Annotated in this window: 8 protein-coding genes and 3 pseudogenes; 3 read left to right on the top strand and 8 right to left on the bottom strand. The window is 53.5% G+C overall.

Annotation, left to right across the window (positions count from 1 at the left end):
- The 4 genes and pseudogenes from GOX53_RS27605 to GOX53_RS27590 form a co-directional block, all read right to left on the bottom strand.
- Nucleotides 1-85: pseudogene (locus GOX53_RS27605) on the bottom strand (3TM-type holin); the annotation flags it as partial.
- Between the two features lie 192 nt (nt 86-277).
- A complete protein-coding gene (locus GOX53_RS27600) occupies nt 278-817 on the bottom strand; it encodes a hypothetical protein (protein ID WP_171182089.1) in 540 nt (179 codons plus the stop codon).
- Nucleotides 777-1310, bottom strand: a complete 534-nt coding sequence (locus tag GOX53_RS27595; protein WP_254446831.1) for a site-specific integrase — start codon at nt 1308-1310, stop codon at nt 777-779. The genes GOX53_RS27600 and GOX53_RS27595 overlap by 41 nt, the downstream gene beginning before the upstream one ends.
- A gap of 178 nt (nt 1311-1488) precedes the next feature.
- Nucleotides 1489-1869: pseudogene (locus GOX53_RS27590) on the bottom strand (transposase); the annotation flags it as partial.
- 203 nt (nt 1870-2072) lie between these two features.
- Here GOX53_RS27590 and GOX53_RS29515 point away from each other — a divergent pair.
- Together GOX53_RS29515 and GOX53_RS27580 are read left to right on the top strand one after the other, a co-directional pair.
- Nucleotides 2073-2501, top strand: a complete 429-nt coding sequence (locus GOX53_RS29515) for a hypothetical protein (RefSeq protein WP_174867720.1) — start codon at nt 2073-2075, stop codon at nt 2499-2501.
- A 199-nt stretch (nt 2502-2700) separates the two neighbouring features.
- Nucleotides 2701-4917, top strand: a complete 2217-nt coding sequence (locus GOX53_RS27580) for a S8 family serine peptidase (RefSeq protein ID WP_171182087.1) — start codon at nt 2701-2703, stop codon at nt 4915-4917.
- Between the two features lie 340 nt (nt 4918-5257).
- Here the strand turns inward: GOX53_RS27580 and GOX53_RS27575 are convergent, their stop codons facing one another.
- Genes GOX53_RS27575 through GOX53_RS27560 form a run of 4 tightly spaced genes read right to left on the bottom strand, consistent with a single transcriptional unit; the run spans nt 5258 to nt 12987 of the window.
- Complete coding sequence (locus GOX53_RS27575) at nt 5258-10105, bottom strand: hypothetical protein (RefSeq protein WP_171182086.1); 4848 nt, start codon at nt 10103-10105, stop codon at nt 5258-5260.
- Nucleotides 10102-11157 carry a MoxR family ATPase gene (locus GOX53_RS27570; RefSeq protein ID WP_171182085.1) on the bottom strand — a complete coding sequence of 352 codons (1056 nt, stop codon included), beginning with the start codon at nt 11155-11157 and terminating at the stop codon, nt 10102-10104. The genes GOX53_RS27575 and GOX53_RS27570 overlap by 4 nt, the downstream gene beginning before the upstream one ends.
- 17 nt (nt 11158-11174) lie before the next feature.
- Complete coding sequence (locus GOX53_RS27565; RefSeq protein ID WP_171182084.1) at nt 11175-12665, bottom strand: serine protease; 1491 nt, start codon at nt 12663-12665, stop codon at nt 11175-11177.
- Nucleotides 12666-12678: 13 nt separating this feature from the next.
- The gene (locus GOX53_RS27560; RefSeq protein ID WP_171182083.1) at nt 12679-12987 is read right to left on the bottom strand and encodes a CU044_2847 family protein; all 309 of its coding nucleotides are present in this window, start codon (nt 12985-12987) and stop codon (nt 12679-12681) included.
- A gap of 203 nt (nt 12988-13190) precedes the next feature.
- On the opposite strand from GOX53_RS27560, the pseudogene GOX53_RS27555 reads away from it, so the two are divergent.
- A pseudogene (locus tag GOX53_RS27555) lies at nt 13191-13625 on the top strand (IS5 family transposase); the annotation flags it as partial.

The raw sequence follows: 13625 nt of genomic DNA, 5'->3' as shown, positions 1-13625 counted from the left end.
GATGTCGCGCACCGAAATAGAAGGACACGACGACGCCCATCAGCCACCAGAGCGGTTCGGGCACCAGGGCCAGCCCCTGCTCGCGCTTCAAGCCTCAGCAACGTTGTGTTGCTCAGAGTGATACCCATGCGCTTTAGGTCATCGCGCGTGGCTAAGGTCTTGCGACCGTCTTCGATTTTCATGATGGTCCTCCATCTGGTTGATGAAGGGGTCGACCCCATGGGGTGCATGCAAACGCAGATTAGCAGGGTGATAGCGCGTGGTCGTGGGACACAAACTAGGGGTTTTCGTCCCAGAAGCCTTTAGACTGAACACCCATTTTTTCGAGTAGTTCGAGGATTGTTACGAGGGTCTTAGTTTGAGGCGCGTCTAGATCAAAGAAGGGCTCAAGCTTAGCCATCTCTCTGGTGCTCAATGGTGTGCGGGCCTTCCGCCGCAGACGATCTTCAAGACTTTTGTCGCTGGCAGATGACCCTGCAAATCTCAAGTATTCTCGCGCGGCTGTACGAATTGGTTTCGGATTGTTTTCAATTGCGGCCTGCCATTCAGGCCTTCGCAGATTATCGTCTCGCTTAGCTATGCTGCGGCGAAGGCTATCCAGCTCTCGCTTGCGGTTGTCATCTAAAATCTTGAAGAGCGCCAAATAGTCGAATGCATCCTTTCGACCTTGACTACGCTTCGCTCCGAAAAGTGCGGTACGAGCATCGGCTAATCGGCCCATCTCGTTTTTTCCCTTAGGATGGTCATAGGCGCGGATAATGCTGAGAAGAAGGAGGTCAACCTGAAGCTCGCTTAACTTTGCCTTCGAGATCGTCATTCTTCAACCCGGTCTGTTTCATTACGTGTTGCGACCACGCGCCAAGAGCTTCGCGCTTCTCGTCTGCATACGAATAGACATTGTAGATGGCGGCCACGCCTGAGACCACACCTGTCTTGTGGTTTAACAGCGCCTCAGTGACGGGTTGCGGGACCCCAAGCATCGCCATGTTGGTGGACATCGTGCGGCGCAGGTCATGGATGATCCACGGCTCCGTGCCATCGGGCAGCGCTTTGTCGAGCCGGTTCTTCAGGCGACCGAACCCCGACACTGGCGACTTGCCGGTGGTGGTGAAAACGTAATCCGACCCCAGGAACCTCGAGACCCTGCGCAGGACATCCAGCATCGCGTCAGTGATCGGGACAGTGTGTTGCCTGCCGTTCTTGGCGCGTTGCGAAGGCAGGGTCCACAAGCGTTTTTCGAGATCGAGTTCTGACCAGCACATTTCGGCGACTTCGGCGCGTCTCTGGCCGCTCAGGATCAGCAGCTTCATACAATCACCGAAAGGATAGCCTTCGGCCTCGCTGGCTGCCCACAGTGCGCTCAGCTCAGGGACAATCCTAGATGCAATGAACCAATCTGTGTCGATCTACCTTTTGTGATAGTGTGACCATTAGGATCGCGGGTACTTGCTTCCCCTGACCGCCGTGCTATGCCGAGCGCTCCGCGGACCCCAAACTGGAGGCTGTTCGATGTACCGTGAGGTAGGTCGCGTCCGCTCCCCAGCAGGGTTTTGCAATACCCCGAGAGGAGATCATCACTATCTTCTCTTCGCCGTGATCCGCGGCCAGCCCGGCCAACATCTGTACGAAGATGCCCTTATTACTCCACCGCGTACAGCGGTTGTACAAAGTCTTGTGTGGGAAGTATTCCTTGAGCGCGTCACGCCACGGTAAACCATTGCGATTGATGAAGATAATTTCACTCAACACGCGCCTGCCATCAACGCGAGGCTTGCTGTAGGGCTTGGGGCTATAGGGCTCAAGATGCGCTATCTGCGCACCGCTTAACCAGAAAAGATCAGACTTGGCATCGCTCTGTTTTCCAGAAATCAATGGTCCCTGACCCTTCTGTATCTCGAGTTTGCTAACTTGACCCCCGTCAGCCGCCTTGGCCGAGGTTGCTGACGGGGCGGTGTATGGCGTCTGAGCCTTGTGGCATGACCACGTTTGTTAGCGAGCCAGCACCGTCTCTCTTCATCGTCTCGAACAGTTGAATGCGGCCACCGAGGACCGCGGAGCAGAAGGAAGAGAGTATGAACACGGTATCACAGGATCGGATCATCGGCATGGACGTCAGCCGCGACTGGCTGGACATTCATTTCCTGCCGGATGGCAATCGGCTGCGGCTCCCGAACACGGATGAGGGGCACGAGCGGCTCATTCAACTGGCTCGACCGGCCGAGGCTTTGGTGTGCTTCGAAGCGACCGGAGGTCAGGAGTGGCGGCTTTGGGCGGCCCTCGACGCTGCCGGGGTTGCCACCAGGCAGGTGCCTCCCGCTCAAATCAAAGCATTTGCCGCCAGCCGGGGCACAAGCCCTTCGTGGATCGCCTCCGACCAGCCGGTAAACCACACAAAGTCGTCATCACCGCAGTCGCAAGAAAGCTTGTCACAATCGCGAACGCACTGTGCAAATCACGGCAAAAGTGGAACGCTAAGCTCGCATGACAAATACAGTTGCTAGTAAGTTCACCTAGAGAGAACATATCGCCACCAGAATCTTCAGAAGCGCTTGTCTGTGATCTTAAATTCAAACGGGAGCGAACAAAAAACCGATACCCGACATTCCCCTAAGTTCGACAATATTCGTACAAATTGCTATGGTACATTATCAGATTTTATCGACATGGCTTCGACTAAAGCATTTTTTAGGGGGTTGGAAAATGTCCGAAAAGCGAATTGTTGCTTACTTTATGCATGAGCATGAGCTTGAAGATGCGTTAAAAATCATTGCCGTTGCCAGCGAAACCGAGAGTTTCGTTATGGGCACGGCAGACGATGACGCAATCGCAGAATTAAAGACAAGGGGATTGGTGGTTGAAATCCTAGAAGACGTGCCGCCAGAGCCACTCGATCAACTGGTGGCCAGTGTGAGTACGGCAAGTGTCCCCAGGGCCGCTTTCGAGAGCATCGATGAGCCTGATGTTCCAACTGATCGCTATATAGCCCAACTGGCAGGCCCGCTTCTTGAAGAGTGGCGCAACAGCCTGCTGAATGCAGGCGCGGAGGTCATCGAAGCACTTGGGTCTCACCGATTGGTTTTGCGTGTTCCCGATAAGCATTTCGCAGCCGTCAACAGCCTAATTTTCATGCTTCGGATGGTTAAGTATTCTGCCAAAGGCACGGAGGCTCTTAGTCTGCCGGAACAATCGAGTTCGGCCAATCCTGCAAATCCGGACATTCGGGCCTATGATATCGGGCTGCATCGGCCAGAAGATCTTTCGACCGTGTTGTCCTGGCTCGCGGACCGGAACGTTCCGGTGGGCGGCAGTAGCAACACAAAGATCCGCGCCTTTTTTCTCGATGGCGATCCAAATCTAGATGAGGTCGGCTTTCTACCCGAAGTTTTTAAAGTCGCGGAATTCGTGACACCCAAACTATACAATGATCACGCCCGTGTTCTACTGGGCGTGGACGATCCGACTGGAGCGGCCCGTCTCAATTTCACAGGTGCAGGACAGATCATCGGAATTGCTGACAGCGGCTTGGATGACGGACATCCAGATTTTCAGGGGCGTTTGGTTGGCATCCTTGCGCTTGGTCGCCCGGGTGACGCCAGCGACACGCATGGCCATGGTACCCATGTTGCAGGTTCCGCGGCTGGCGATGGAAGTGCATCGGGCGGCAAAGTCAAAGGAACGGCACCGGAGGCGGGTATCTTTTTTCAATCCGTTATGGATGCCTCGGGTGGGTTGAGTGGTTTGCCGTTTGACCTGAACAACCTGTTTCAGGAAGCCTATGATGCGGGCGTGCGCATCCACAACAATAGTTGGGGCGCTGATGTGCAGGCCGTCTATACCTTCAACTCGATTGAAGTGGATCAATTCGCGAGTAAAAATCCCGATATGACCATCGTTGTGGCTGCCGGCAACGAGGGCAGCGCACGCGATAATCAAAACGCGGCAACCGGTTTTGTCGATTGGCTGTCTATTGGCGCACCAGCGACGTCGAAGAATGCGATCACAGTTGGAGCGAGCCGCTCTGATCGGGATAGCGGTGGGCTAGCAGCGCTGACATTCGGGCAGGTTTGGCCGTCGAACTTTCCGGACGCGCCGATCTCGTCCGAGGCGACGTCGGGCGACGCGGAAGGCATGGCGGCCTTCTCCAGCCGCGGACCCTGTAACGATCGGCGGATCAAGCCGGATGTTGTGGCGCCCGGAACAAACATTGCCTCTGCGAAGTCGTCGCGTGCACCTTTGTCGAACTTCTCCGGCTCGCTGCCGGGCCACGCTGGACGGTACGCTTTTATGAGCGGAACCAGCATGGCCACGCCCTTGGTTTCGGGATGCGCGGCCATTATTCGGCAATATTATCACAGCGCGCACAATCATGATCCGTCATCCGCGTTGGTGAAAGCCACTTTGATCAATGGCACGCGGCACCTAACTGGGCTCGATTCGACGGCGGACTTCCCGGATCTGCCCAATTTTCACCAAGGGTTTGGTTGCGTGAACATGCCTACCACTTTACCCAATGGCGATGCGCCGACGATGGGCTTAACCTTCAAAGACGACTGGGCGGTTCCTGGAACTGCGTTTTCGAGAACGGGGCAAAGGAAGCGTTTCCAGGTGGATGTGGATGTGGGTCTGGAACTACGAATTTGTCTCGCCTGGACCGACATTCCGGGCCGCGCGCTTCAGAACAACCTCAACCTCTTTGTGCAACAACTACCCAATGGGCCAAAGCACCTGGGCAATGCGAACTTGCCCTTGCGACTTCGGCTTCCGGACGCGGAAAACAACGTCGAGATCGTCCGGTTGGAAGTACCAGTCGCAGGCACCTATCTGATCCAAGTCACGGCGGCCAATTTGTTGTCGAATGCACAGAACTTTGCCCTGGTTGTGACCGGGGCCGGGGTCAGCGAGTTGAGGAGTGGGTAGGTAAAATATGCTTAATACCAAAGCTTTGTAGGTAAATTATGGCTACTTCCTGATTCTTGAATGCGCCACTTCAACCTCACAGCGTTTTGCCTTAATCGACGGTGGACCCTAGGAAGTTTTTTCGGCGCTCGCTTCAGAAAGAACTACAATGGGCCGCGAATCAGGGCGGCAAGCTCGATTTCGTAGCAATCAGCTGTGTCGATACGGACCATATCTCGAGCGTTTAGGGTTTCACGACATCATGCCGCGTCATTGACGGTATCGCCGGATCGAATTGGCAGGCTATTTCGGCTCGGGTTCAATCGTTGTGACTTCTTAAGACTCAAAAAGCCGCGATGTTTCAGACGACATAAAGTGCTGCCGTCAACACTACCGCCAAGGCCAAGGTCAGCCCGGCCATCACAAACCGGCTGCGCGTCGGATCGAGCGCCTCAACACTCCGCCCGGCGATCGGTACCGGCAGGTCCTGCCACCCAGGCGGGACCTTAAAATTCAGTATGCGGCTTAGCTCCTGCTTGATGACCAACATGCCAAAATCGAAATCTATGAGCTTCCTTTTCAAACTTTTGGTAAAGCCCTCTTGCCAATCCAAGAGCTTAATCGGTCCATCCTTAACTTTCGAGTCCTCGGCTATGTCTTCCAAATTGTCGAGCCACTCCTCGTCTCTTGGGTCAATCTCGCGTTTTACCCAGAGCGAAGGTGTCGCCACGATCATATTCCTGAAGCCTCTGGAATAGAAACCAATTAGAAACATCAAGACCACTAATAACAGGGTATAAATTCCACTGGCAGGCCCGCGAGTGTAGAACGCAGTAAACTCAAAAGGCCAAACACTCCCCAAACTTACCCCGGTCGGGAAGAACAAGATCGACGCTAGTAAATTACCAAAAACAGCAAGCAAAAATGTTGTGGCCGTCATGGCAACGGTTTTGCTGCGCATTGGATTCTCCGAAACACCAAATCGACTAAGTTTGGGTGTCCCACACGCACCGACCCCTAACAGAATAAACAGTACGAATGCTGCAGTGGTCGATGCTCCAATTGCAAGATATGATTGCTCCGTAATAATTGACATAACGTTCAAATTAAAAGCAAACAATAGGGCTACTAAACCCAATGCGTAGGGATTCTGGAAAATCTGGATAAGCCAACCCAGAATCGGACCATCTTGCTTGGTCACGTTTGGCCCCGGGCCATAGATAAGCGTATTGCGCAATCCACGCACGATCCCGAGCGTCAGCAAGCCGTCGATCATTACGAACGGCCATTCTGAAATGACAAGCTTTACAAAAAAGCCGGAGGGATTGATAAGCCACGTATCGGGGTTTTGGATCCCGACAAAAAACATTACCAGATCAACGGCAGAAATTGCGATCAGAAACAATGCTGGTAAGCGCAAAGGCACGCGTGAAAGGCCCACGAGCACAATGGTGACATAAAGGAGTTCCCGCGGACTAATAACCAAGCGCATCGCAATTTCAGGAAGTTCGTAACCGACGGCGAATTGAATCATCAGTGCGACTATGAGCAGGTGGACAGGGCGTATCGTGTCAACCAAAAGGACGTGTGCGAAGAACCCACGCTCGGCCACGCAGCGCGTAAGCGCGATTGTTATGACAATGGAGCTAAGGCCCAACCCGCCATAGAGCGTGTTTGGCGCTATGCCGGTTTGCCCAATCAAGGGTAGCATGCCGGCGATACCACCGACGGCCGCCCAATATCCCCAACGGACGGATGCGCCCACGGTTAAGAAAATCGGCAGAAATAACAGTGTGAAAGAGAATGTATCGGAAAACCGCACCGAAAACCCGAGAAGCAGAACGAGCGGCAACAGCAGGATTGCTTCAATCGGCCCCTGGTCCCATGCGGGCAAGCTGCCTCGCACAACCGCGAGATGGCGCTGCCAGATGAGTTGGCCTGTTAGAAGGGTCAATGCAAGATATACGCTGACTATCGCGAGGCCATCGTTGATAGAAACTAAAGGCTCCGCTGTGTCTTCGACTATGGGCTCCGCCTCTTCGCCGACGTTCGGCGTCCCGAGCACTTCGGCAGGCTCCGGCACGATACCGCCACCCACTTTGCCGTCCGGCTCGATTTCGTCAGGGCTGGTGGTAATATCTTCTTGAAGCGGGATCAACGTTTCAGACTGCGCAAAGGCAAGCGGCACCTGAAGGGTGGACAGCATAATCGGCAGACCTAGTGCCATTACAACGGCGGCAGCACCGTTGCGAAGAAATGCATCTCGTGGCATCTGGCGACGAAGCATCAAACCGCCGATCACCAAAATGGCCAGAGTGGGCATGAAACTGTCGATCGACAGACCGCGCAGAACGTCAAGTGTGTAAAGCGCTTCGGGAGACAAGAAATAGATGCCGGCCACCGTGATGACGCCGGTAAGCCATTCCCAGACATTGATCAGACCGCCCCGAAACAGCAATGGGAGTAGGAGGAAAAGGAAGCAGGCCGTTGCACCCCCTATGCTTGAAAAAAGCGGCAGAAGAAAAAACGCGCCTTGAAGCAATACGAACAGATCCGACGTCGCCGCGCCGAGGAGTGCAAGCGGTAGCAGCGCAAAACAGCTACGCCCCATGCTTCGCACGAACTCCAAAAGCGTCGGTTTGTCGTTGGCAAAGCAGGCGACCGACAGCAGAAATGCAATGATCGCTACAGCAGTAAAGAGTTCATCGCCTGCTTCGACGTCGAATCCGATTTGCGCGGCGGCCCCCGCAATTGTAGTCGTGACCAATGCGACTGAGCCCAGAAATATGCGGGTCAACGAGAGCTTTGCCGACATTGACACCAGATCCAAAGTGGGGCGGCGTTGCCGGATTAGCACAACCATTAACAAAAAAATTGGCAGCATATCTATTTCGTCGCGCAGTGACCTGCCCGTCAAGAAGGACACTATGTCATCGGTGTTGATTAGTTGAAGAAGGTCGAGAAACAACCAAGGCACAAGAATGACCGGTGGTACCCAATGTTTCAAACGCATGGAAAATCGCACGCGATCATCGCGCATGTCATAGATCAATCGGAGACTTGGAAGCCCAATGTTGAGTAAGAAAGGCAAAAAAATAGGTCGCCTTTGGTACCAGTAGAACCAAAAATGCGAAAACCCGTAGAGATAGAGGCAAATGCACATAATCGAAAGTTTGCCGATCGGGCCAAGGACATTAGGCAACGACAGCAAATCAACACCGCCAATGCTTTGCCCGCCGATGGCATCGACGATCCAAGGGGCTGCGACCCATGCCGCAGCGGCCGCAAGTGTTCCGAATGCCAAAACAAGCAACTCCTGAAGTCTAAGAGCCGGGTTTATCGCTTGGAGGAGATTGCCTTTCGCTTCGACCACCACGTCGGAGAAGTCGATTTCGCCGCGGGCAAACCTGACAAAAATCGCATCCGTGATCATCTCCTGACGCGTCCCATGTCCAAATTTGCGCAGAAATGACAGAAGGCCTTCTTCTTCGGCTGCAATTGTCAGTGATCGTTCCGTCACTGTGCTGAGGTCAATATCATCTTGAAAACGCGAGATAATATGATGCGTTTGTCTGAGGTCCTCGTTTGGTAGCGATCTGACAAGGCTTTCGCGTAGCCAATAGGGAAGTCGACCTTGCCGCACGATCTTGAGCGACGAAATGAGGGCCAAGTCCTCTTCACTGATGCCGCCAAGTACTACTGAAAATCGTGTGGTCAACTCAGGCAGCAAAACCGGAAAAATCGACAAAATCGACAACAAGCGGAACCCACGCTCCCCCAAACTTGCACGGAGCGCGAAGATGGCTTCGTCTCGAATCGTTTCGTCTGTCTCCGCGTTGTCGACAAGCCTGCTAGCCTCAAGGATAGGCCAAATCGCACCCTTTTGCCGGTGCTGCTCGTGCGTCGCTTGCTCAGGCACATCCGCGTTTAGTCTGACGCGCTCAGCCACGTAGTCGGACATGCCGTCTTGCGTCAATGGAAAAACAGTTACCCCCAGTTTTTGCAGCCGACGCTCGGCGCTGCCCCAAGACCCTTTGGGAAGCGGTGTCAGCACAGCTATCATCGAGGGATCTTCAAACGGTGCCAGCCATCCAGCTAAATGGTGGCCCCTCCGATCAAGAAGGCGTGCGCAGTCCGAGATGACCACCACTGCATCTGAATTGAAGGCGATGGCATGTTGAGAAACCGGTGTCGGACGTACTTCTTTGCTGAGTAGACTACCGCGCCGAACGGCCAACGCCGGATTGCGCAATAAGTCGAATGAACTGACCGGAACGTCTGCTTCGATAAGACGCTCAACAAAGGCATCGCCGAGGAGCCCCAGATGATCGGACGGCGCTTCGCGATCAATAAGCACAAGGTGTTCAACCGCCCGCTCGCGCTTTTGGAAAGTTATCCTTTCAACATAGCCCGCATTTCGTGCCGCCGCTTTCACGGTATCTTCGATGTCTAGTTGATTTGAACGAATCTCGCGGTGCATACGCAATCGACCAAGGTCGGAGTGCAATGTCGGCCGGTTGAAAAGCACTTGTCGTGCTTGAACAGGAAGTGGGATTTCCTTCCCAGGGGTGGCCAGTTCGTGTGTTTCGGGATCGAGAAAAGCGTTTCTTCGATCCCTTAATCTTAAGAACATTGCGCCAGCAAAGATTACCGGGATCGCCACAAGTACACTACGAAAACCACCGATGTCTGAGAGCAGCCAATTGATGCGCTCCGCGGCAATCGCAACCCAGGTGGGCACGTCGGTCAGATCGCTTCCGGTTTTGGGCCGCAGATGTTTCACCGGGTCCGGACTGATCTGTATGCCACTTGTTAGAGCGAAGAACGTAAGGAGAGCAAGAAGCACTCCGATCGCCAAAGCGACAACTCTGACGGTTACTGTGGTGCGATCGATCGCAAGTTCCTTCAATTCCTGTGTTTCATCGGAAGCAATCTCCTCTTCAGTCTCGATAGGTGTTTGTTCCAGTTCCCTGACCGCCTCTTCATAGAACTCTCTAATAGAGTCCTGCTGGGTTTCGTTCCGCGCCAGCAAGGGGGCCAGGACTCTCCCTAAAGCGGCCCTAGTTGTCGGATGCGCACCGCGATCGACAAGAACCGCCAAAACAGCTGTGATACGAATGTGATCCGCGGGACTGATCCGCAAACCGGGAACGCGCGCTTCGAGGTCGTGGAGATCCAGGTCCAGAATTGTGGCGTCGGATGGGTTCACTTCTGCACCAGCCAGTTTTTTACTATTTTCCTGCCTATTTTGGCGTCATTGTCGTTCTTGAGCAGTAGGGTCAACGAATCCAGCAATCCAGCTCGATAGGTCCTCAGGTGCTGTTGAGTCCCAATTTTTTGCTTGAGTACCAAAAGCCAGTTGAGGAATTCAGCAGGAGATGGCGGATTGCTAATTTCGAAACTTTCCCGGAGCAGGCCAAAGAGTTGAAGTCCTTCTTGAAGGAGTATTGACCCGTTGATGCCTTCAATTCGCCCTACGACGATATTCTCCAAATTGTAGGCCGGTCGTTCCTGCTTTCCGCTGTCTACTGGAGCGTCGTCCAGATCCCAATCGGGGAAAGGGATCGTGAAGAAAACACAGCGTCTTAAAAATGGAGCGGGAAGCGCCTTTTCTGAGTTGGAGGTCACAACGACCAATGGTCGCTGACTGGGCTTCGCTTTGATGCGGATGCCAAGTTCAGGAATATCGAACTGGAAACGATCCAACTCGAACAGCAGGTCATTGGGAACGTCTCTCGGCGCTTTATCAATTTCGTCAATCAAAACGACCGATTGAACGGCAGGGTGCTCGAACATATCCGGGAACAAGTCACCCAAGTTGCGAGATTTCCCAGTCCCCCTCAAAAGGTCAGGTGTATGGTCTTTTCCTGCAGCACGGACAATAGCCGCGCCCAAGCCCTGCAGGCTCACATAGGTTTCAACACCGGCCTCCTTCTCAACGCGACTCTCCCGCAGTCGCCGCATATGATCGAAGGAGAAGAACAGATCGCTGGACTGCATATCGGTTTTGCAATTCACCCGGTAGACGTCGCCCAGGCAAAGTTCATTGGCCACTGCGTACGCCAATCCTGATTTGCCGGTCCCGGGCTCGCCATTCAGTAATAGTGGCTGGCCCAAAAGCATCGCCAAGTTCACTGCATCGACCAATCCGGGCGCAGGCAAGTATCTGGCCGCAGTATCCAATCCATCGCGCAAAGACGTATCGAATTTGACCGGATTCCTAGTTACAGGATTTTGGAGGCCTTTGTAAATCTCAAGCATGATGTTGACCTAGAATTTCAGTTCGGTTCCAGAAGGTTGAGTTCGATGTCGCTCTCGTCAATTCTCTCCATGAGTTCGAACATCGAGACGTTGTCATTGCTGACAAGGCCTCTAATCTTTCGTGCTAGTTTGCGTGTTTTGGGCATGCTGAGCTCGGGCAGATGCCGTTCAATCGTATCCGGCCAATCGTCGATATGGGTCTTGTCCAAAGGTCCCAAAGGAGCAAATTCCAGCGATGCCGAAGCGATTTTCAGAATGTCCTGATGTGCAGCCCAAGCGGGTGAGTCTTGTGAAACCGGATCGTAAAAGAACGATATTCCAAGATGGCATTCACACTGGGCGTGGTTCGAAATCTCGACCCAAATTTGCACAATTTCCTTTAGAACTCCGGCTTCTTCGTCCGTGAACCGAGCGGGTGTGAAGTAATGAAGAAACCAGAGGGCCTCGTGCTTTGTCATCGCCAGCGCGATGTCTTCAGGTTTTGTGGACTCTGCTTTCACAAGATCGCTGAGCTTCTTGAGTGTTAGGTCCACGCCATCAGCCATGGAAACGCCTTTGACTTGCTTCAACTGTATAAATGTGAACTCATCCTCAGACAACGCCCAATCCAGTTCGAGACCAATTCTGCGCGAAAACCTGTGGTGGTCTTCATCCGGATCGCCAGCCACAGTGAAAATCGTCCTCGTTCCCTTACCCTTTTTTGAATCGGAGAGCAGTTTGTGAAAGGCAGTCACCTGATCGTCTCGATTAAACAGATCGAAGACAGGCAGATTGGAACTCCGCCGCCCCTGGTTTTCGTTTTGGGACCTGCTGCGCAATCCGAGGCCAAGGTTTTCCCAAGCCATTAGGAGCATGGAAAACGGCAGGGCGTAGGCAACATAGCCCTTCTTCGTCTCCGCCGACCTGACCATACCGCAGATTGCACCAGTGTCAGTATTCACTAGCGGTCCACCCGAAAAACCGCCATGCACCTGATCGGTCGCCAATTGCCTTTCGGACAAGAACTCGATGCGATCGGGTTCGGTGTCGCCCCTAATGGAGCTTATCGTCCAATTGCCATGCGCCTGGGCAGCAGTGTCTTCGGCTTTTTTTGGACCAAATGCCATGACTTTTGACATCACAGGAGCGTCGTCTGCGAAGGGTGCGAATGCGGCGCCTTCTGGAAGGGTTTCAATCTCCAAGCGGATCACTGCGATGTCATAAATGTCCTTCGTTGGAGCGACATCGATCGGTGGGGACGGATACCAGTGTTCTTCAAGCACTTTCCCATAGACAGTATTGCGTTTGGCCCGTCGGACTCCGCTGAACTGAACGGCAAGTTTCTTTTTCGGAGCTTGGGAAATTGTTTCGTCATTCTTGAGTTCGAGTGCGGCGGTAACGACATGTGCACATGTCATAACATGGATACTTCGGTCATACGGCGGTGACGGTATGACAAAGCCGCAGCCAACCCATTTCTTGGAAAATGGGTGAAGAATTCGAACGACCGGCGCAACATCAGTTGTCACAGCGCCCCCCGCGTCAGTTTGATCCAGCCCAATTCAACAATACAGCAAGGTGGCCTTTCATCGCTTTTTTTGCGATGATCACTCCCGCTTCCGCATTCACACAGACTTCATCCGGTTGCCTGGCAAGATCACTTGGTACGGTAATCAAATCGTTAGCGATTGGCTTTACCCGCGAGATCACCTCCTTAAAGGCAACTTTTGTGGTGTCCTCATCGCTCGCGGCTACAAATCTCTCGCCGCCATTGCTAAATCCGTCAGTATCACTCACTTCAAACGAAATTGTTTCACCGTAATCAAGCACCAACTCAGTTAAGTTTGTCATCTTTTTTGCCAATAGTTCGTTTCAGTCTCATCCTTGGGTTTAAGTGTGTTTGCGTTCTATCTTCTCTCTAAGATGGCACCAAAACAAGGAGCACCATACGTGTGGGAATTGTGAGTTTTCTGGAGGCATCAGTCAACTAGGGTCAGGACGCATTGATTTTCAACGCGCTGCGTGATTCACGGCTTCTAAAATGGAGTGGTGATATGAGCGACCTTTACTGGCTGACCGACGAGCAGATGGCCAGGCTTTCCCCTTTCTTCCCGAAGTCGCACGGCAAGCCACGGGTCGATGACAAGAGAGTGCTGAGCGGGATTATCTTCGTCAATCGCAACGGGTTGCGCTGGCGCGACGCTCACAGGGAATACGGACCGCATAAGACGCTGTACAGCCGGTGGAAACGATGGAGCGAGAAAGGCATCTTCGCGCGGATGATGGTCGGCCTGGCCGCCGAACATGGCGAGGAAAAGACCGTGATGATCGACGCGACGTATCTAAAGGCCCACCGCACCGCGACCAGCATGGCCGCAAAAAAGGGGGGCGTGGACGCCTGATTGGTCGAACCAAGGGTGGCAAGAATACGAAGCTGCACGCCGTTACCGACAGCCTCGGACGCCCCATCCGTTTCTTCATATCCGCTG

The sequence above is a fragment of the Ruegeria sp. HKCCD8929 genome, from assembly GCF_013031405.1.
Classification (GTDB): Bacteria; Pseudomonadota; Alphaproteobacteria; order Rhodobacterales; family Rhodobacteraceae; genus Ruegeria.
This window is presented reverse-complemented; position numbering and strand designations above follow the sequence as displayed.